This is a genomic window from Terrabacter sp. 2RAF25 (assembly GCF_052115265.1).
Classification (GTDB): domain Bacteria; phylum Actinomycetota; class Actinomycetes; order Actinomycetales; family Dermatophilaceae; genus Terrabacter.
Map to the genome: position 1 here is coordinate 369,598 of NZ_JBFRGJ010000004.1, position 19,086 is coordinate 388,683.

14 protein-coding genes are annotated in these 19,086 nt (G+C 70.1%); 3 read left to right on the forward strand and 11 right to left on the reverse strand.

All coding sequences use genetic code 11. The annotated features are described in order from the left end of the window. Window positions 1–2: 2 nt before the first annotated feature. The 10 genes from AB4091_RS13545 to AB4091_RS13590 form a co-directional block, all read right to left on the reverse strand. Window positions 3–938, reverse strand: a complete 936-nt coding sequence (locus AB4091_RS13545) for a shikimate dehydrogenase (RefSeq protein ID WP_442292262.1) — start codon at window positions 936–938, stop codon at window positions 3–5. Beyond that, entirely contained in the window at window positions 932–2,188 is a 1,257-nt protein-coding gene (gene mltG / locus AB4091_RS13550) for an endolytic transglycosylase MltG (RefSeq protein WP_442292263.1), read from the reverse strand. The genes AB4091_RS13545 and mltG overlap by 7 nt, the downstream gene beginning before the upstream one ends. Beyond that, a complete protein-coding gene (gene ruvX, locus AB4091_RS13555; protein WP_442292264.1) occupies window positions 2,185–2,697 on the reverse strand; it encodes a Holliday junction resolvase RuvX in 513 nt (170 codons plus the stop codon). The genes mltG and ruvX overlap by 4 nt, the downstream gene beginning before the upstream one ends. Next, window positions 2,694–5,366, reverse strand: coding sequence for an alanine--tRNA ligase (alaS, locus tag AB4091_RS13560; RefSeq protein ID WP_442292265.1), 2,673 nt, complete (start codon window positions 5,364–5,366; stop codon window positions 2,694–2,696). The genes ruvX and alaS overlap by 4 nt, the downstream gene beginning before the upstream one ends. 285 nt (window positions 5,367–5,651) lie before the next feature. Continuing rightward, entirely contained in the window at window positions 5,652–6,698 is a 1,047-nt protein-coding gene (locus AB4091_RS13565) for an ABC transporter ATP-binding protein (protein WP_442292266.1), read from the reverse strand. After that, entirely contained in the window at window positions 6,695–7,765 is a 1,071-nt protein-coding gene (locus tag AB4091_RS13570; RefSeq protein ID WP_442292267.1) for an ABC transporter ATP-binding protein, read from the reverse strand. The genes AB4091_RS13565 and AB4091_RS13570 overlap by 4 nt, the downstream gene beginning before the upstream one ends. After that, a complete protein-coding gene (locus AB4091_RS13575; RefSeq protein WP_442292268.1) occupies window positions 7,762–8,748 on the reverse strand; it encodes an ABC transporter permease in 987 nt (328 codons plus the stop codon). Before AB4091_RS13575 ends, AB4091_RS13570 begins: the two co-directional genes overlap by 4 nt. A 117-nt stretch (window positions 8,749–8,865) precedes the next feature. Continuing rightward, the gene (locus tag AB4091_RS13580; RefSeq protein ID WP_442292269.1) at window positions 8,866–10,647 is read right to left on the reverse strand and encodes an ABC transporter substrate-binding protein; all 1,782 of its coding nucleotides are present in this window, start codon (window positions 10,645–10,647) and stop codon (window positions 8,866–8,868) included. Window positions 10,648–10,716: 69 nt separating this feature from the next. Then, window positions 10,717–11,748, reverse strand: a complete 1,032-nt coding sequence (locus AB4091_RS13585; protein WP_442292311.1) for an ABC transporter permease — start codon at window positions 11,746–11,748, stop codon at window positions 10,717–10,719. Between the two features lie 295 nt (window positions 11,749–12,043). After that, entirely contained in the window at window positions 12,044–13,444 is a 1,401-nt protein-coding gene (locus tag AB4091_RS13590; protein ID WP_442292270.1) for a replication-associated recombination protein A, read from the reverse strand. 107 nt (window positions 13,445–13,551) lie between these two features. Between AB4091_RS13590 and AB4091_RS13595 the strand changes: the two genes are divergently transcribed. The 3 genes from AB4091_RS13595 to AB4091_RS13605 are packed head-to-tail and all read left to right on the forward strand — an operon-like array spanning window position 13,552 to window position 17,169. Then, window positions 13,552–15,660, forward strand: a complete 2,109-nt coding sequence (locus AB4091_RS13595) for an MMPL family transporter (protein ID WP_442292271.1) — start codon at window positions 13,552–13,554, stop codon at window positions 15,658–15,660. Continuing rightward, window positions 15,657–16,433 carry a GNAT family N-acetyltransferase gene (locus tag AB4091_RS13600; protein ID WP_442292272.1) on the forward strand — a complete coding sequence of 259 codons (777 nt, stop codon included), beginning with the start codon at window positions 15,657–15,659 and terminating at the stop codon, window positions 16,431–16,433. The genes AB4091_RS13595 and AB4091_RS13600 overlap by 4 nt, the downstream gene beginning before the upstream one ends. A gap of 49 nt (window positions 16,434–16,482) precedes the next feature. Next, the gene (locus AB4091_RS13605) at window positions 16,483–17,169 is read left to right on the forward strand and encodes a DUF427 domain-containing protein (RefSeq protein ID WP_442292273.1); all 687 of its coding nucleotides are present in this window, start codon (window positions 16,483–16,485) and stop codon (window positions 17,167–17,169) included. Window positions 17,170–17,249: 80 nt separating this feature from the next. Here AB4091_RS13605 and aspS read toward each other — a convergent pair whose 3' ends face one another. Then, the gene (aspS, locus tag AB4091_RS13610) at window positions 17,250–19,061 is read right to left on the reverse strand and encodes an aspartate--tRNA ligase (RefSeq protein ID WP_442292274.1); all 1,812 of its coding nucleotides are present in this window, start codon (window positions 19,059–19,061) and stop codon (window positions 17,250–17,252) included. Window positions 19,062–19,086: the final 25 nt, after the last annotated feature.

Genomic DNA, 19,086 nt, shown 5'->3' on the forward strand with positions numbered 1-19,086 from the left:
GGTCACCGAGCCGGGTCCGGCGTCTGCGACGGCCGGCGCCCGCCGGACGTGGGCTGGGACTCGGTCGTGAGCGCGGTCGGCCCCCGCTGCGCCAGGGCCTGCCCCAACGCGTCCGACATGGCGGCGAGCGGCGCCTGCCTGCCGGTCATCAGGCGTACCTGCTCGGTGGCCTGGTGCAGGAGCATGTCGGTGCCCTCGGCGACGGCCCAACCTCGCGCGGCGGCGGCCTGCTGCAACGGCGTGCGGCCCGCGCCGTAGACGACGTCGAGCACGACGGGACGCGGTGCCTCACCGCCGGCTGGAAGGCCCTCGACCAGCCCCTCGAGAGGCGGCACCGACGTCGGGGGCACGGTGCTCACGATCGCGTCGACGTCGCGCGCCGGCTCCCACCGACCCATGGGCACCACGTCGACGGCCATGCCGGCAACCTCCGCCTGCGCCAGCGTCTCGGGGCGCACCCGGTCGCGCACCATGAAGACCACGCGCCCCCCGGGCGACGCGACCGCGGCGAGCGCAGACCGGGCGGTGGCACCCGAGCCGATGACCAGCAGGCTGGACGGAGCCGGACACCCCGCGAGCTCGAGTGCCATCCGGATGCCGTGCACGTCGGTGTTGTGGGCGGTCCACGCCGACGGGTCGTCGGCGTCCCTGACGAGGGTGTTGGCCGCCCCCGTGGCCGCAGCCAGAGGGGTCACGGTGCGCGCGACCCGCAGGCCCACCTCCTTGAGCGGCATCGTCAGCGACAGGCCGCGCCACGAGGTGTCGAGCCCCCGGAAGGCGTCGGGGAAGGCCGCCTCGTCGACGTCACGGCGCGCGTACGCCCAGTCGGTCAGACCCAGCGCGAGGTAGGCCGCTCGGTGCAGGACCGGTGAGAGCGAGTGCGCGACGGGGCTGCCCCACACCGCGCAGCGGTGGACGGCGGACCCCTCCCTCAGCACTTGCCCTTGTTGTCGGTGCACCACTTCTGGAACTCCGCGACGTAGCGCTGGTGCTCGGCGTAGGTCGCGGCGAACTTCGTCTCACCCGTGTCGAGGTTGACCGTCACGAAGTAGAGCCACGGCCCGGCAGCAGGGTTGGCGGCTGCCTTGAGGGCGCCCACGCCGGGGTTGGAGATGGGGCCGGGCGGCAGCCCGGTGACGCGACGGGTGTTGTACGGGCTGCGGCTGTCAAGCATGTCCTGGGTGGGCACACCACGCTTGCGGAAGACGTAGTTGACGGTCGAGTCGAAGCCGAGCGACATGTTGGCGGCCAGGCGGTTCTCGACGACCCGGGCGACCTTGGCGCGGTCGGCATCGGTCTTCGCCTCGCCCTCGACGAGGCTGGCGACGGTGACGACCCGCTCCATCTGGTCGGGCGTGATGCCCAGCGCCTCGAGGCGCTTCGTCGACTCGGCGACCATCTCCTTGAGCTGTTCGAGCGCCGACGTCGACGGCGGGAACTCGTAGCTGGCCGGGAAGAGGTAGCCCTCGATGTTGCCGCGTGCCGACGGCGGGAGTCCGAGCTCGTCGACCTTCTTCGCCGCCGCGGTGTACTCGGCGACCGGGATGCCGGACGTCTTCGACAGGCGGGTGTAGATCTCGTCGGTCCACAGGCCCTCGGGGATGACGACGCGGGTGATCAGCCGGTTCTTCGGGTCGACGAGGATCGCGAGGGCGTCCGAGGCCTTCATCTGCTTCTTCAGCGTGTAGATGCCGGGCTGGATGCCGGCGCTCTTCGGGTTGTTGTTCGCGGCCTCGATGAACGCCTTGCTCGACTTGACGACGTCCTGGTCGGCCAGCGTCTTGGCGATGGCACTCCCCCGGGCACCCTCGTCGACGGTCACGTTGACCTCACCCGTGCCGGGGCCGGGATAGTCGTTGGACTCGAGGAAGCCCTCGACGACGGGCCGCAGGGCCTTGTAGGCGACGACAACACCGCCACCGATCACGGCGAGGGCCAGCACGATGACGAGCAGTCGGCGGAGGATCGAGGGGCGTCCGCGCCCGCTTGCACCGGAACTGGAGGCTGCTGCGGCGCGCTTGCGGCCCTTTCTGCCGCCCTTGCGCGCGGCCTCCTCGGCCTCTCGCATCTCGCGGCGGCTCATCGGCGCCGACACCGTGTGCGGCTCGTCGACGTGCTCGACGGCGTCAGGGTGCTCGAGGTGCTCCTCGTGGTCACCGAAGATGGAGGTCTCGAGGTGGTCCTTCATCGACGACGTTCCTTCTTCCGTTTGCCCCCTGGCGAGACGGTCTCCCCTGCTGGTCTTCCCGATCGTGCCTCGGTGTCCAGCGCAGACTGGAGAATGAGCACTGCTGCGGCCTGGTCGACGACGGCTCGCTGCCCGCGACCTGGCACACCACTGTCGCGAAGTCTGCGGTGCGCGTCGACGGTGGTCAAGCGTTCATCGACCATACGCACACCCACAGTACCCAGTCGAGCGGCGAGCCGGCCCGCATAGGTCCTGGCGATCCGCGCCGCCTCGCCCTCCTCGCCCGACAGCAGGCGAGGAAGGCCGACGACGACCTCGATGGCCTCGAGCTCCTCGACGAGGGCCATGATGGCCTCGACGTCGCTGTCGCCCTCGACATCTCGGGGCAGGGTCCGCACCGGGTGCGCGAGCATCCCCGACGGGTCGCACGCCGCCACGCCGACGCGGGCGTTGCCGACGTCGACCCCGAGGCGCACCCCGCGGCGGGGATGCTCGCCGGGCGGGGTCATGCGCCCCGCTGACGCAGCTGGTCCTCGACGGCGCCGAGCGCCGACGACACCATGCCGGCGTCGGTGCCGCCGCCCTGGGCCAGGTCGTCCTTGCCGCCGCCTCCGCCGCCGAGCGTCTGCGCCGCGACCTTCACGAAGGCCCCGGCCTTGAGACCCGCCTCGCGGGCCCGCTCGTTCGTCGCGACGATGACGACCGGCCGGTCGTTGTTCACCGCGGCCATCGACACGAGCACCGGACGGTCGTTGCCCAGCCGCCCGCGCACGTCCGTGACGAGCTTGCGCAGGTCGTCACCGGTCACGCCGGTGCCGGCGTCGTGGCTCACGAAGGTCACCCCGCCGATGTCGCGCGCCGACGACACGAGGCCACCAGCCGCGCCGAGCACCTGGCTCTGGCGCACCGCCGCGAACTCCTTCTCGGCGTCACGCAGGCGACCGATGATCGTGGCGACGCGGTCGGCGAGCTCGTCGCGCCGCACGCCGAGGGTGTCGGTCAGCTGGCTGACGATCGTGGCCTCGCGGGCGAGGTGGGAGTACGCGTCGGCGCCCACGAGCGCCTCGACGCGGCGCACGCCGGAGCCGATCGAGCTCTCGCCGAGCAGCTTGACGACGCCGATCTGACCGACGCGGGGGGTGTGCGTGCCGACGCACAGCTCGCGTGACCACTCGCCGATGGACACGACGCGGACGCGCTCGCCGTACTTCTCGCCGAAGAGCGCCATGGCACCGAGCTTCTTGGCGGCGTCGATGTTCATGATGTCGGCGGTCACCGGCAGGTCGTCGAGGAGCACGGCGTTGATGCGCCCCTCGATCTCGCCCATCGCAGCGGCGGGCACGGCCTGGAGCGACTTGAAGTCGAAGCGGAGCCGACCGGGCGAGTTCTCCGAACCGGCCTGGGTGGCCGTGTCGCCGAGCTCGTCGCGCAGGGCCTGGTGCACCATGTGGGTCGCGGTGTGAGCACGGGAGATCGAGCGGCGCCGGATGACGTCGACCTCGGCCTCGGCGTCCTCGCCGACACCCACCTCGCCCTCGAGCACGGTCGCGCGGTGCACGACGAGCCCGGTGATCGGGCGCTGGACGTCCGTCACCTCGATGAGGGCGCCGTTCGCCAGGCGGATGCGACCGTGGTCGGCCTGCTGGCCACCGGACTCGGCGTAGAGCGGGGTGCGGTCCAGCACGACCTCGATGTCGTCGCCCTGGCCCACCCGGTCCACGACCACGCCGTCGCGGATGAGCCCACGCACGCGGGTGTCGGTGAGGGTCTGGTCGTAGCCGGTGAACTCGACCTGGCGTCCGAGCGCGTCGGAGAGCTGACGGTAGACGCTGGTGTCGCCGTGCGCCGACTTCTTCGCGCGGGCGTCCGCCTTCGCGCGGTCGCGCTGCTCGCCCATGAGACGGCGGAAGCCCGCCTCGTCGACCTGGAGGCCCTGCTCCGCAGCCATCTCGAGGGTGAGGTCGATCGGGAAGCCGTAGGTGTCGTGCAGCGCGAACGCCTCGGAACCGCCGAGCGTGGTCGCGCCCGACGACTTCGCCCGCGCGACCGCGGTGTCGAGGATGGTCGTGCCCGAGCTCAGCGTGCGACGGAAGGCGTCCTCCTCGGCATACGCGACCTGGCTGATCCGCTGGAAGTCGGTCTCGAGCTCGGGGTAGGACGCCTTCATCCGCTCCATGCTGACCGGCAGCAGCTGCTCGAGCGTCGGCGCGTCGACGCCGAGCAGGCGCATCGAGCGCACCGCACGACGCAGCAGGCGGCGCAGCACGTAGCCGCGGCCCTCGTTGCCCGGCGTGACGCCGTCGCCGATGAGCATGAGCGAGCTGCGCACGTGGTCGGCCACGACGCGGAACCGCACGTCGTCGCCGTGGTCGGCGCCGTAGCGGCGACCACTGAGGTCCTCGGCCGCCGCGATGACCGGGAAGACCTCGTCGGTCTCGTAGATGTTGTCGACGCCCTGGAGCAGGAACGCGACGCGCTCGAGCCCCATGCCGGTGTCGATGTTGCGCTTGGGCAGGTCGCCCGCGATGTCGAAGTCCTCCTTGGACCTGACGTTCTCGAGCTCGTACTGCATGAACACGAGGTTCCAGAACTCCAGGTAGCGGTCGCCCGCCTCCCAGTCTCCGTCGGCGCCGAACTCGGGGCCGCGGTCGAGCAGGATCTCGGAGCACGGGCCGCCGGGGCCGGCGACACCCATGTTCCAGTAGTTGTCCTTGCGACCGAGGCGCACGATGCGGTCGTCGGACAGCCCCGCGACCTTCTTCCACAGCGCGATGGCCTCGTCGTCCTCGTGGTAGACGGACGCGTAGAGGTCCTTCTCGTCGAACCCGAGGCCGCCGTCGGCCTGGCTGCGCGTGATGAGCTCCCAGGCGAGCCCGATCGCGCCTTCCTTGAAGTAGTCGCCGAAGCTGAAGTTGCCGTTCATCTGGAAGAACGTGCCGTGACGGGTGGTCTTGCCGACCTCCTCGATGTCGAGGGTGCGCACGCACTTCTGCACGCTCGTGGCGCGGTCGAACGGTGGGGTCTCCTGGCCGAGGAAGTAGGGCTTGAACGGGACCATCCCGGCGTTGACGAACAGCAGGTTGGGGTCCTCGTGCACGAGCGGTGCGCTCGGGACGACCGTGTGGCCGTTGTTCTCGAAGTAGGAGAGCCAGCGGCGGCGGATCTCAGCGGTTTCCATGTGATGTCCTCGTGGTGGATCGCGGGTGATGGGGTCGGGGCGGGGTCGGCGCGCGCCTCAGCAGGGCCTGACCGACCCCCACCGGGCTCGTGCAGCCACGCTCGCCACTACCGCGCTTCTCGTGTCCATCACGCCGACAACCCTAACGGACCACGTGACGCGCGTCCCACACCGTTTGCGTGCGGCATCTCTGCACCGCCCCACGCGGTATGCCGCTGGGCCGGCCCCCGTGCGGGAGCCGGCCCAGCGGCATACGTGGTCGTGGTCGTGCGGAAGGACGGACCCTCAGGCCGGCACCTCGGCCACGAGGTCGGTCTTGACCTCCGGGAAGTGGCAGGCCTGGAGGTGCACGCCGCCCTCGCGGAAGGTGCGGGTCGACTCGTCCGCCGTCGCCGACAGGAGCGGCGGCTCCTGCTGGGCGCAGATGTCCTGGGCCTTCCAGCACCGGGTGCGGAACCGGCAGCCGCTCGGCGGGTCGATCGGGCTCGGCACGTCGCCGACGAGGCGGATGCGCTCCTTGGGGGCGATGCCGCGGGCGACGTTGATGTCGGGGGCCGCCGAGAGGAGCGCCTGGGTGTACGGGTGCTCCGGAGCCTCGTAGATCTTCTTCTTGTCGCCGTACTCGACGATCTTGCCGAGGTACATCACCGCGACCTGGTCGCAGAAGTGGCGCACCACGCCGAGGTCGTGGGCGACGAAGATGAAGGCCAGGTCGAGCTCGTTGCGCAGCTTGGCCAGCAGGTTCATCACCTGCGCCTGGATCGACACGTCGAGCGCCGACACCGGCTCGTCGGCGACGATCAGCTTCGGCTCGACCGCGAGGGCCCGGGCGATGCCGATGCGCTGCCGCTGGCCGCCGGAGAACTCCGACGGGTAGCGGTTGATGTGCTCGGGGTTGAGGCCCACGAGCTCGAGCAGCTCCTGGACCCGCGCCCTCTCCTTGCCCTTGTGCAGGCCGTGCACCTTCAGCGGCGTGCTGAGGATCGAGCCGACCGTGTGCCTCGGGTTCAGCGAGGAGTACGGGTCCTGGAAGATCATCTGCACGTCGCGCCGGATGCCGCGCAGCTCGTGCTCCTTGAGGTGCGTGATGTCGCGGCCCTCGAACTCGATCGACCCGGCTGTGGGCTCGTCGAGACGTGTCACGAGGCGTGACGTCGTCGACTTGCCGCAGCCGGACTCGCCGACGAGCCCCAGCGTCTGGCCCTGCTTGACCGAGAAGCTGATGCCGTCGACGGCCTTGACGTTCGCGCGCACCATCCTCAGGCCCTGCACCTCACGGAACGGGAAGTGGCGCTGGAGGTCGGTGACCTTGAGCAGCGTCTGGTCGCTCATCGGACTCCCTCGTCGTGCTGCAGCGTGGCCACGGGGTCGGCCAGGTGGCAGCGGATCTCACGGTTGCTGAGGCCCGGCGTCGGCCGCCACTCCGGCAGCACGGTGGTGCAGGCGTCGCCCTCGACCTGGACCTTGAAGGCGCAGCGGGGGTTGAACGAGCAGCCGGTGGGTAGGTTGAGCAGGCTCGGCGGCGTGCCCTTGATCGCCTTGAGTTCCTCCAGGTCCTCGGAGTGCGAGGGCAGTGACTGGAGCAGGCCGTAGGTGTAGGGGTGCGACGGCTGGGCCAGCACCTCCTTGGCGCTGCCCTTCTCGACGCCGCGGCCGGCGTACATCACGAGGATGTCGTCAGCGGTCTCGGCGACCACCGCGAGGTCGTGGGTGATCAGGATGACCGCCGAGCCGAACTCCTTCTGGAGGTCGTTGACGAGGTCGAGGATCTGCGCCTGCACCGTGACGTCGAGGGCCGTCGTCGGCTCGTCGGCGATGAGCAGCTTCGGGTTGTTGACCAGGCCGAGCGCGATCATGGCGCGCTGGCGCATACCGCCCGAGAACTCGTGGGGGTACTGGTTGGCCCGGCGCTGCGGGTTGGGGATGCCGACGAGGTCGAGCATCTCCACCGCGCGCTTGTGCGCGATCTGCTTGCTGACCTTGTTGTGCGCCTGGTACGCCTCGGCGATCTGCTTGCCGATCTTGTGGAACGGGTGCAGAGAGCTCTGGGGGTCCTGGAAGACCATCGCCGCCTTGGTGCTGCGGATCTTCTGGAAGGTCGAGGCCGAGGCCCCGACCAGCTCGAGGCCGTCGAGCTTGATGCTCCCCGTGATCTGGGTGCGCTTCGGGTTGTGCAGGCCGAGCACGGCCATGCTGCTGACGGACTTGCCCGAGCCGGACTCGCCGACGATGGCGAGCGTGCGGCCGAGACGAGCCTGGTAGGTCAGGTTCGAGACCGCCTTGACCACGCCCTCCTCGGTGGGGAAGGCGACCGAGAGGTCGCTGACGTCCAGGACCACGTCGCCGGCGTCATGCGCCTCGGCGGTCTGGGTCGAGATGGTGTTCGCGGTCGCGGTCACGAGAGCCTCACTCGCGGGTCGATGAAGGAGTACGCGATGTCGACGATGAGGTTCATGAGGACGACCACAACGGCCCCGATGAGCACCGTTCCCATGATGACGGGTAGGTCATCGGCCTTGAGGGCAGCGAGGCCGCGACGACCGATGCCGTCGACGCCGAAGATCTGCTCGGTGATGAGCGTGCCGGTCAGGAGGGCTGCGATGTCGAGACCGAGGATGGTGGCGATCGGGCTCATCGCGGCGCGGAAGCCGTGCTTGAACAGCACGGTGCGCTCGTTGATGCCCTTCGAGCGGGCGGTCCGGATGTAGTCCATCGACAACGTGTCGATCATCGAGTTGCGCGTGTAGCGCACGTACGAGGCGGACGTGACGAAACCGAGGATCAGTGCCGGTGCGAGCATCCCGACGAAGTAGGGACCGACGCCGGCCGAGATCGCGGAGTACTGCGGCAGCACGTGCCACAGGATCACGGGGTAGAGCGCGACCAGGAGCGCAAGAACGTAGTACGGGATGGCGCCGAGCACCTGTGAGGCGCCGACCAGCGCGCGGTCGGTCGCAGTGCCGCGCCGGACGGCGGCGAAGATGCCGACGGTGACGCCGATGACGAGGAACACGACGGCGGCCATGAGCGCGAGGACGACGGTGTTCGGGAAGCGTGAGAAGAGCTCGTCGTTGACCGACCGACGGGTCACGAACGAGAAGCCGAGGCAGGGCGCGCTGCAGTGGACGGTGTCGCCGGCGTAGACGAAGTCGCGCCCGACGAACAGACCGCCGAAGTAGTCGAAGAACTGGGACGTCAGGGGCTTGTCGAGCCCGAGGCTCTCAGTGATGGCCGCCAGGCGCTGGGGGGTGCACCGGGTCTCAGGGCACATCGCCTGCGCAGGGTCGGACGGGCCCGCGAAGAAGATCAGGAACGTCGACACGAGAGTGGCGAGGATGACGCTCAGGGCGAGACCCAGTCGCCTGAGGATGTAGGTGAGCACGATATGCCTTCCAGGACAAGGTGGGGCGCTGGTGGTGGGGGCCCGGGAAACTCCGGACCCCCACCACGGCGGTCAGTTCAGGTTCTACTCTCCCGCGGGAGCGTTGTCACTGATGACTTACTGGTCGAGCCACACGTCGGTCAGGTTGGGCATGCCCTTGTTCGGGTTGTTGTGGACGTTGTGGACCTTCGTGCCGAAGACCGAGTTGCCCTTGTCGTTGTAGTCAGGGATGGCCAGCAGGTACGTCTCGGTGAGCCACTTGTCCATCTTGCCCCACTCCGGCCCCTGCTCCGTGATGGAGAGCTGCTGGATGCGCTTGATCTCGGAGTCGATCTTGGCGTCGGAGAAGTTGCCGAAGGTCGTGCCTCCCTGCGACAGCGCGATGGTGCCGAAGGTGGGCGGGATGATCGAGTCGGCGGACGGCCAGTCGAAGCACCAGCCACGCGGGGACTGGAGCATGTTCATCTTGCCCTTGGGGTCGGTGACGAGCTTGCGACGCTCCTTGTTGGGGGCGCCGATGTCCTGGACCTTGAAGCCGGCCTGCTCGAGGGCCTGCTTGCGGACCTGGTTGACCTTCTGGGCGGTGTCGTCGTCGTTCGTGTAGTAGTAGATGAGCTCGAACGGCTTGTCGGGTCCGTAGCCGGCCGCGGCGAGCATGGCCTTGGCCTTGGCCGGGTCGCCGTCGCCCTGGCCGTTCATCTTGAAGCCCGGGGTGGCCTCGGCCGTGTAGTCGAGGTGGCCGGGGATCTGCGGCGGGATGATCGTGCTGGCGGGCGAGTACGAGTGGGACGTCTCACCGCCGGCCTTGTGGATCGAGTCGAACGGCCACGCCACGGCGATCGCCTTGCGGACGGGCAGCGGGATCTTGCGCGCGTCCATGTTGACCATGATCACGCAGGAGGACGGGCCCTCCTCGAACTGGGCCTTCTTGTCGCCCTCGATCTGCGGGATGAGCGAGGAGTCGATGGCGTCCCAGTTGAGGCTGGTGGCGTCGTCGCCGTTGGAGGCGAGGATGGCCGTCTGCGTCTTGATGGTGTCGACGCCCCACTTGAAGTGGAAGCCGTCCGGGTAGTTGTGACGCGCCGGGTCCGTGTTGGGGTCCCAGTTGGGGTTGCGCTTGAGCGTCAGCTCGGTGCCCGGGGTGTACTTGTCGAACATGTACGGGCCGGTGGCCAGCGGGTGCAGCTGGTAGTCGGCCTTCTTGTCCTTCGCCTCGGGGATCGGCGTGAACTGGTTGAAGGACACGAAGTAGGGAAGCGTCTCGAAGCGCTTCTCGAGGTGGAAGACGACGGTCTTGTCGTCCGGGGCCTCGACGCCCTTCCAGTTCTTGTCGCCCTTGTACGGGCCCTTGTAGTCGGCGCCGCCCTTGAAGAACTCGCGCTGGTAGGTCGGGCCGTTGGCGGCGAGGTCGGGGTCGAACGAGCGCTTCGCGGCGAAGACGATGTCGGCAGCCTTGACCGGCGTGCCGTCCTCGTACTTGATGCCGTCCTTGAGCGTGAAGGTCCACGTGAGGCCGTCCTCGGAGGCCTTGCCGAGGTCGGTGGCGAGGTCGGGAACGAGCACCTGCTTGCCGTCGCGCTCCGTGAACGTGGTCAGCGCACGGTGGGTCAGCGAGAAGATGACGGCCGTGTCCTGGAAGAACTGGTCGCTCGGGTCCATGTTGGCCGGGGTGCTGGCGTAGGGGACGGTGAGGATGCCGCCCTTCTTCGCACCGGGGACCGCCGGGGCCGGGCCCTTGGCGTCGGGCAGGAGGCCGGCCGAGGCACCCTCGACGGCGCCGCCGTTGCCGGCGCCGTTCGTGCCACCGGTACCGCCGTTGTTGGCAGTCGGCGCGCCGCAAGCTGCGACGAAGCCGAGGGAGGCCGCGGCCCCCACGGTCAGGACTTTGGTCCAGCGCATTGTGTTTTGCTCCCTTTGTGCGTGTCCCGGCGTTTTGCCGGGAACATCTGGTGGCCGAGAACCGGTGGGTTATCGGCGGCTGGTGGGGTCGAAGGCGTCGCGGATCGAGTCACCCAGCAGGCTGAGCGCGAGCACGAGCAACGACAGGCCGATCACCGAGGGCCATAGCCACAGCGGGTAGGAGGCGAAGAGGTTCTGCGCATCCGAGATGGTGCGGCCCCAGGAGGCCGTCGGTTCGACCAGGCCTGCGCCGAGATAGCTCAGCGTGGCTTCGTAGGTGATGTAGGCGGGTACGGCGATCGAGGCGGAGACGATGATGGGGCCCACGAGGTTGGGCAGCACCTCACGGAAGAGGATGCCTCGGGTCGGCACACCGATGGCGCGCGCCGCCTGGACGAACTCGCGCTCACGCAGGCTCTTGACCTCGCCTCGCACGAGGCGGGCCAGACCCATCCAGCCGAAGACGAAGAGGATGACGATGAGCACGATGAACCGGATCCGCGACGTCTCGTCGGCAGTGAGGTCGCCGTTGGACGCCAGGCTCTTCTGCATGATCGGGACGATGGCCAGCACCAGCAGCAGGATGGGCAGCGACAGGAAGAAGTCGATGATCCACGAGATGATCTTGTCGGCCAGGCCGCCCAGGTAGCCGGCGACGAGGCCGAGGGTCACACCGATGATCGTCGAGGCGGCCGCCGCCACGAACCCGATGATCAGGGACGGGCGAGCGCCGATCGCCCAGCGCGCGAAGAGGTCGCGGCCCAGTCGGGGCTCGACCCCGAGCCAGTGGGCCGCGCTCGTTCCCACGGTCGGCAGGCCGTTGATGTCCACCAGCTTGGTGTAGGCGGTGTAGGGGTCGGCCTTGCTCCCCGTCGTCGGGTCGACGGACTCGAGCGAGTAGAGGAGGGGGGCGAAGATCGCCACGACGATGAAGAAGACGATGATCGCGAAGCAGACGATGGCGACCTTGTCCTTCTTGAGCCGGGCCCAGGCGACCTGACCCGGCGAGCGGCCGGTGCGCACCTCCTGGTGCTCACGGACCGGCGTCGAACCCTTCTCGGCGGACTCCTCGGTCAGCACGTCGGCAGAGGGCTCCGGCATGGCGTTCAACGCGTTGTCTCCATCCTGATGGGATCACATCCAACTCGGGGTAATTCGACACCCGAGTCGCCCCGAGGAGGAGACCAGAGCTTCGCTGCTCCACCCCCAGCGGGACGACGTGAGCCTGCCACACAGAATCGCGCCGTCCAAGCATCGAGACGTGCATGGATGACAAATCGTTACCGAGCACGCGGTTGTGCCACACAATGTCCGCCCACATCCGGACCACCCGAAACAAACGCCCCTTGCGGCACCGGGGTGCCGGTGCGGCCCTGGGGTTCGGGGCACCCTGGGTTTACTGCCCGCGCGTGCGGCCCAGCCGTGTCGACAGCCACTCCCAGCGCGCCCTGAGCCGCTCCTCGAAGCCGCGGTCGGTCGGGCGGTAGTAGCTGACCGCGTCATGGAGGTCGTCGGGGAGGTACTGCTGGGCGGCGACGCCGTCGGGCTCGTCGTGGGCGTACACGTAGCCCTTGCCGTGGCCGAGCCGCTCCGCCCCGGCGTACCCGCTCCCCCGCAGGTGCGGCGGCACCACGCCGCCCCGCCCCGCGCGTACGTCGGCGATCGCCTCGTTGATGCCGAGGTATGCCGCATTGGACTTGGGCGCCATGGCGTTGTGCACGACCGCCTGGGCGAGGATGATCCGCGCCTCGGGCATCCCGATCTGGGCCACGGCATGCATCGCCGCGACGGCGGTCTGCAGGGCCGTGGGGTCACCCATCCCGACGTCCTCGCTGGCCGAGATGACGATGCGGCGGGCGATGAAGCGCGGGTCCTCCCCTGCCTCGAGCATCCGGGCCAGGTAGTGCAGCGCCGCGTCGACGTCGCTGCCGCGCATCGACTTGATGAGGGCGCTGGCGACGTCGTAGTGCTGGTCGCCGGCCCGGTCGTAGCGCACGGCCGCCTGCGCCACGGCCTGTTCCACGTGCGCGAGGGTGATCTCGACGGGGTCGTCGGACAGCCGACCGGCCGGCTGGGCGTCGAGGGCGACCCCGGCGGCCGCCTCGAGCGACGTGAGCGCACGGCGTGCGTCTCCACCTGCGATGCGCACGAGGTGCTCGGTCGCGTCAGCCGCGAGCGTGTGCGCACCGTCGAAGCCGCGCTCGTCGGTGAGGGCGGCACCCAGCAGGTCGGCGACCTCCTCGTCGGACAAGGACTCCAGCGTGACGAGGACCGAGCGCGAGAGCAGGGGCGAGATGATGCTGAACGACGGGTTCTCGGTCGTCGCAGCCACGAGGATGACCGTCCGGTTCTCGACACCGGGCAGCAGGGCATCCTGCTGGGCCTTGGTGAAGCGGTGGATCTCGTCGAGGAAGAGCACGGTCTGGCGCGTGTAGAGGTCGCGCTCGCGCACGGCCGACTCCATGACCGCCCGCACGTCCTTGACGCCGGCGGTGACGGCCGACAGCTCGACGAAGCGCCGGTCGGCCACCGTGGCGACGAGGTGCGCGAGCGTCGTCTTGCCGGTGCCCGGCGGACCCCAGAGGATCGCCGACAGGGGCCCGGCGGCCCCTCCGGACCCCTCGATGAGCCGCCGCAGCGGGCTGCCCGGGCGGAGCACCTTGCCCTGGCCGCGCACCTCGTCGAGCGTCCGCGGGCGCATCCGGACGGCGAGCGGGGCCACGCCGGCCGACGCCGGCTGGTCGCCGCGCTCGGCGGCGGAGGCGGCCCCGAACAGGTCCTCGGTGCTGTTGGACATCACTGTGGAAGGCTATCCGCGTGCTGAAACCCTCTCCCCCCGGCCCGGGCGCGACCACCCGACTGGGGCGCCTCGGAGCGCTTGTCGCCCGGCACCCACGATCGTGGGTGCTGGCGTGGGTCGTCGTCGCCGTCACGTGCTTCGCGGTGGCCGTGGGCGGCGTCACCGGCGAGTCCCTCTTCGAACGCCTCCACTCGGGCGCCCCGACCGTCGACTCCGAGGCCTCCCGTGCCCAGGACGTCATCGCCGAGAGCAGCCCGACGTTGCAGACCCTGACCATGCAGGTGTCGGGGGCGGATCTCGGCGACCCGAAGCTCGTCGCGGCCGGGGTCGAGCGCACCCGTGCGGTGGCCGGCGTCCGCGGGGTCAAGGACGTGCGCTCGCCGCTGCTCGCACCCGGCGGCCTCGCCGACCCGTCGGTGGCCCCGCTCCTCAAGGGCGGCTCCCCCGCCGCTGGAGGCTTCGTCACGGTCGTCGACTTCGAGCCGGGACTCGACCGTGCGGCCCAGGACACCGCCGAGTCCGCTGCCGAGAAGGCACTGCTGGCCGTGCCCGACGCCATGGGCGGCACCGGCCAGCTGGGCAGCTCGAACAAGGTGATCACCGCCATCACCAGCACGGTCGAGCGAGACCTGCTGCGGGGCGAGGGCATCGCCCTGCCCCTGACCTTCCTCGTGATGGTCTTCGTGTTCGGTGGCTTCGTCGCTGCCGGCATGCCGATCGTCGGGGCGGCCGTGGCGATCGGCGGAGGACTGCTCTCCCTCTTCGGCTTCTCCCACGCGGTCGAGCTCGACGCGACGGTCGTCAACATCGTGACGCTCCTCGGCCTCGGGCTCTCCATCGACTACGGGCTGCTCACCGTGAGCCGCTTCCGGGAGGAGCTCGCACACCGCGAGCACGACGAGCCGACGCGCGAGGAGGTGGCGCACGCCACCGAGCGCACCGTGGCGACGGCAGGTCGGACCGTCCTCTTCTCCGGCCTGACGGTCGCGATCGCCCTCGCCGGTCTGCTGACCTTCGAGGCGTCCATCATGCGCGCCATCGGCGTCGCCGGCGTCTCCATCGTGCTCGTCGCCATGGTCGTCGCGATCACGCTCGTCCCCGCCCTGTGCGTCATCGGGGCAAAACGCCTGTCGCGCAAGGCGATCGAGCGGCCCTCCGATGTCGGCCTCTTCTCCCGGCTCGCCCACGTGGTGCAGCGACGGCCCGTCCTCGTCATCGCTGCAGTCGTCGTCGTGCTGGTGACCCTGGCACTGCCGACACTGTCGATGCGCCTCACCTCCTCGGGAACGGAGCTGCTGCCGAAGGGCGCCGACCAGCGGGTGTTCTTCGAGGACCTCGCACGTGACTACCCCGCGCTCACCGCCCCGGAGGTCACCGTGGTCGCTGCGTCCTCGGACCGGAACGCGGTGTCGGCCTGGGCCGACGGGTTCCGCACGTCCCCCGGTGTCGAGAGCATCACCGTGCAGCCCCTCGGGAGCACCCACCAGCGCGTCGACGTGCGCTTGGCGGGCGGACCTACCTCCGACCAGGCGCAGCAGCTGGTCGCCGCGGTGCGCGACAGCCCGACCCCGTTCGAGACGTTGACGACGGGTCAGGCGGCTGGTCAGATCGACTTCCTCGAGTCCATGTCGGCCCGTGCCCCGTATGCCGTCGGCCTCGTCGCGCTCGGCACCTTCGTGCTGCTCTTCCTCATGACCGGCTCGGTCGTCGTGCCGGTCAAGGCCCTGCTCCTGAACGTCATCTCGCTCGGTGCCGCCCTCGGCGTCGTCGTGTGGATCTTCCAGGAGGGGCACCTCGAGGGCCTGCTCGGCTTCTCGTCGGTCGGGGCCGTCGAGTCGATGGTGCCCTTCCTCGTGCTGGCGTTCGGCTTCGGGCTGTCGATGGACTACGAGGTCTTCCTGCTGTCGCGCATCGTGGAGTTCCACCGGCACGGGGCCGGCAACGACCGGGCCGTGTCACTGGGGCTGCAACGCACCGGTCGGATCATCACCTCGGCAGCCCTGCTCATCGTCATCGTCTTCGCGGGCTTCGTGGCCGGCGACATCCTCATCATCAAGCAGATGGGTCTGGCCCTCGTCGCGGCGGTCGCCATCGACGCGACGCTCGTGCGGATGCTGCTGGTGCCTGCCACGATGACCCTCCTGGGTCGGTGGAACTGGTGGGCTCCTGTGCCCTTGCGTCGCCTGCACGACCGGTTCGGCATCACGGAGTGACCGCAGTGCTGACGGGGCACGGACTGGCGGACCTGCTGCGCCGGACCGGGAACCACCCCTTCGTCCGGTGGGAGGTCACCGAGGGGCTGGCCGAGACGTGGTGGACCACGCCGGGAGCGGTCGCCTTCCAGCGCACCCGCAAGACGTCTCGCCGGACCGTCAACGTGTTGGGCGACGAGCGTGGAGTCGCGGCCCTCCTCGATGCGCTCCCGCAGATCGCGCATGAGATCGACCCGCTGCGAAAAGCCTTCTCCGTCAGCGTTCCCCAGCATCTAGAGCCTCTCCTGCACGAGCGCTACCGGGTGCTCGATGGCGGCGACTGGGAGTGGTTCCGCACGACGACGTCCCCACCTGCCGACCCGTCGCACGACCTCGTGCAGCCGCTCGACGACGTCACCCGCGCCGACGAGGTGCGGGCCTTCCTCGAGGCGCACACGCCCACGGCCGACACGGGTCCGGGCGGCGGCGAGAGGTGGTTCGCCGTGGAGGAGGCTGTCGCGGGTGGGCCCGACCGGCTCGTCGCCGTGGCAGCGTGGGGCACCACCCTGGTCGGCGCCCCGCACCTCTCGTCCGTCGCGGTCGACGAGCGCGAGCGAGGGCGCGGGCTCGGCCGGACGATCGTCGGGGCTCTCACCCGTCGCGCGGTCGCCGAGGCCGGCGTGTGCACCCTGGCGATGTACTCCCACAACGACGTCGCCCGCCGCCTCTACCTCGCTCTCGGCTACCAGCAGGTCTGTGCCTGGTCGAGCCGCCCGGTGGTCGTCGACCCCTGAGCCCCCAGCGGCCTTGTGGCCGTCGACCCGCCCCGAGGATGCTGGGGAGATGACGATCGACCTGCGGACCCAGCAACGCCTGCAGCGCGACCAGCTGCGCTACGCCGCCACCGCCAAGCGGCTCCGGGCGAGCCGCGAGGGGGCACTCGTCTGCGACACGACCGACGCGCTGGTGGTGTGGCTTCCGCGGCATGTCGTCCCGCAGTACGCCGTCCCCCGAGACGCTCTCGGCGACGGGCTGCCGGAGGGGGCCGCGGTGCTCGAGGGCGACGGGGTCGACGGGCACGTGCTGCTGCCGTTCGGCGAGTTCGACTGGCTCGAGGAGGACGAGCCGGTCATCGGACACCCGCACGACCCCTTCGCCCGCATCGACGTGCTGCACAGCACGCGCGAGGTCAGGGTCGAGCTCGACGGTGTCGAGCTCGCCCGCTCTCGGCGTCCGGTGGCTCTCTTCGAGACCGGGCTGCCGACCCGGTGGTACCTGCCGACCCACGACGTGCGCACCGAGCTGCTGGCCCCGAGCGACACGAGGACGACCTGCGCCTACAAGGGACACGCGTCCTACCTCAGCGCCGAGGGTGAGAACGGCCGTGACATCGCCTGGTGCTACCGCAACCCGCTGCGCGAGGCAGAGCCGGTGCGCGACCTGCTGTGCTTCTGGGCGGAACGCACGGTCACCACCGTGGACGGGGTGCGCGAGCACGGCTACACCGGCCCGCGCCCCGACGACGCCTGAGACCCGGCCCCGAGGAGACGTGCCGCCCGCCGAGCGCGGCGGCGGCATACGCACGCTCTGGCCCGGTCGCGCTGCGCCGGTCAGCTGCCGGGCGCCGCAGCCTTCTCGGCGGCCTGTGCGTCGACCCCGGCCTCCTTGCGCTGGGCCGCGGTGATCGGGGCCGGCGCTGCGGTGAGCGGGTCGTAGCCCCCACCGGACTTGGGGAAGGCGATGACGTCGCGGATCGAGTCGGTACCGGCGAGCAGCGAGACGATGCGGTCCCAGCCGAAGGCGATGCCGCCGTGCGGCGGAGCACCGAACTGGAAGGCGTCGAGCAGGAAGCCGAACTTCTCCTGGGCCTCCTCCTCGGAGATGCCCATGACGCGGAAGACCCGCTCCTGCACGTCGCGTCTGTGGATTCGGATCGAGCCTCCGCCGATCTCGTTGCCGTTGCAGACCATGTCGTACGCATAGGCGAGCGCCGACCCGGGGTCGGTGTCGAAGGTGTCCTCGAACTCCTTCTTCGGTGACGTGAACGCGTGGTGCACGGCGGTCCAGGCGCTGTAGCCGAGGGCGACGTCACCAGAGGCCGTGGCGTCGGCGGCCGGCTCGAACAGCGGCGCGTCGAGCACCCAGAGGAAGCTCCAGGCCGACTCGTCGATGAGGTCGCAGCGCCGGCCGATCTCGAGTCGGGCAGCACCGAGCAGGGCCCGGCTCGCCTTGGTGGCGCCGGCCGCGAAGAAGATGCAGTCGCCGGGCTGGGCGCCGACGTGCGCCGCCAGGCCCGCGCGCTCGGCGTCGGTGAGGTTCTTCGCGACGGGACCGCCGAGCTCGCCGTCCTCCTGGACGAGGACGTACGCGAGACCGCGTGCGCCCCGCTGCTTGGCCCAGTCCTGCCACGCATCCAGCTGCTTGCGCGGCTGGCTCGCGCCGCCCGGCATGACGACCGCGCCGACGTAGTCGGCCTGGAACACGCGGAAGTCCGTGTCCTTGAAGTAGTCGGTGCACTCGACGAGCTCGTTGCCGAAGCGCAGGTCGGGCTTGTCGGAGCCGTAGCGGGCCATCGCCTCGGCGTAGGTCATCTGCAGGAACGGCGTGGTGAGCTCGACCCCGATCAGCGACCAGATCTCGCGGACGATGGCCTCGCCGAGCTCGATGACGTCGGACTGCTCGACGAAGCTCATCTCGATGTCGAGCTGGGTGAACTCGGGCTGGCGGTCGGCACGGAAGTCCTCGTCGCGGTAGCAGCGCGCGATCTGGTAGTAGCGCTCCATGCCGGCGACCATGAGCAGCTGCTTGAACAGCTGCGGGCTCTGCGGCAGGGCGTACCAGGAGCCCGGCGCGAGGCGCGCCGGCACGAGGAAGTCGCGAGCACCCTCGGGCGTGGAGCGCGTGAGGGTCGGAGTCTCGATCTCGACGAAGTCGCGCGCGCCCAGCACGGTGCGGGCGGCCGCGTTCACCTTGGAGCGCAGCCGGATCGCCGATCCGGCCGAGCTGGCTCCGGGGCGGCGCAGGTCGAGGTAGCGGTGCTTGAGGCGGGCCTCCTCGCCGACCGTGACGCGCTCGTCGATCTGGAACGGCAGCGGGGCCGCCGCGTTGAGCACCTCGAGCTCGCTGACGATCACCTCGACGTCACCCGTCGGCAGGTCGGGGTTGGCGTTGCCCTCGGGACGCTCGCGCACCTCCCCGGTCACCTTGACGCAGTACTCGTTGCGTACGTCATGGGCACCGCCCTCGGCGAGCACCTCGTCGCGCGCGACGACCTGGACCACGCCCGAGGCGTCCCGGAGGTCCATGAAGGCGACCCCACCGTGGTCGCGGCGTCGGGCCACCCACCCGGTCAAGACAACTGACTGGCCGACATGACCATGGTTGCCGGCACGGAGCGTGCCGGCCTCGTGAGTGCGGAGCACGGAGGATCCTTCCGAGGACGGGTGG

Bases quoted from the DNA above. Each gene is read 5' to 3' on its own strand.
- AB4091_RS13590 (WP_442292270.1), bottom strand. From the start codon at position 13,444: ATGTCCAACAGCACCGAGGACCTGTTCGGGGCCGCCTCCGCCGCCGAG.
- AB4091_RS13565 (WP_442292266.1), bottom strand. From the start codon at position 6,698: ATGAGCGACCAGACGCTGCTCAAGGTCACCGACCTCCAGCGCCACTTC.
- ruvX (WP_442292264.1), bottom strand. From the start codon at position 2,697: ATGACCCCGCCCGGCGAGCATCCCCGCCGCGGGGTGCGCCTCGGGGTC.
- AB4091_RS13605 (WP_442292273.1), top strand. From the start codon at position 16,483: ATGACGATCGACCTGCGGACCCAGCAACGCCTGCAGCGCGACCAGCTG.
- mltG (WP_442292263.1), bottom strand. From the start codon at position 2,188: ATGAAGGACCACCTCGAGACCTCCATCTTCGGTGACCACGAGGAGCAC.
- AB4091_RS13585 (WP_442292311.1), bottom strand. From the start codon at position 11,748: ATGCCGGAGCCCTCTGCCGACGTGCTGACCGAGGAGTCCGCCGAGAAG.
- AB4091_RS13580 (WP_442292269.1), bottom strand. From the start codon at position 10,647: ATGCGCTGGACCAAAGTCCTGACCGTGGGGGCCGCGGCCTCCCTCGGC.
- alaS (WP_442292265.1), bottom strand. From the start codon at position 5,366: ATGGAAACCGCTGAGATCCGCCGCCGCTGGCTCTCCTACTTCGAGAAC.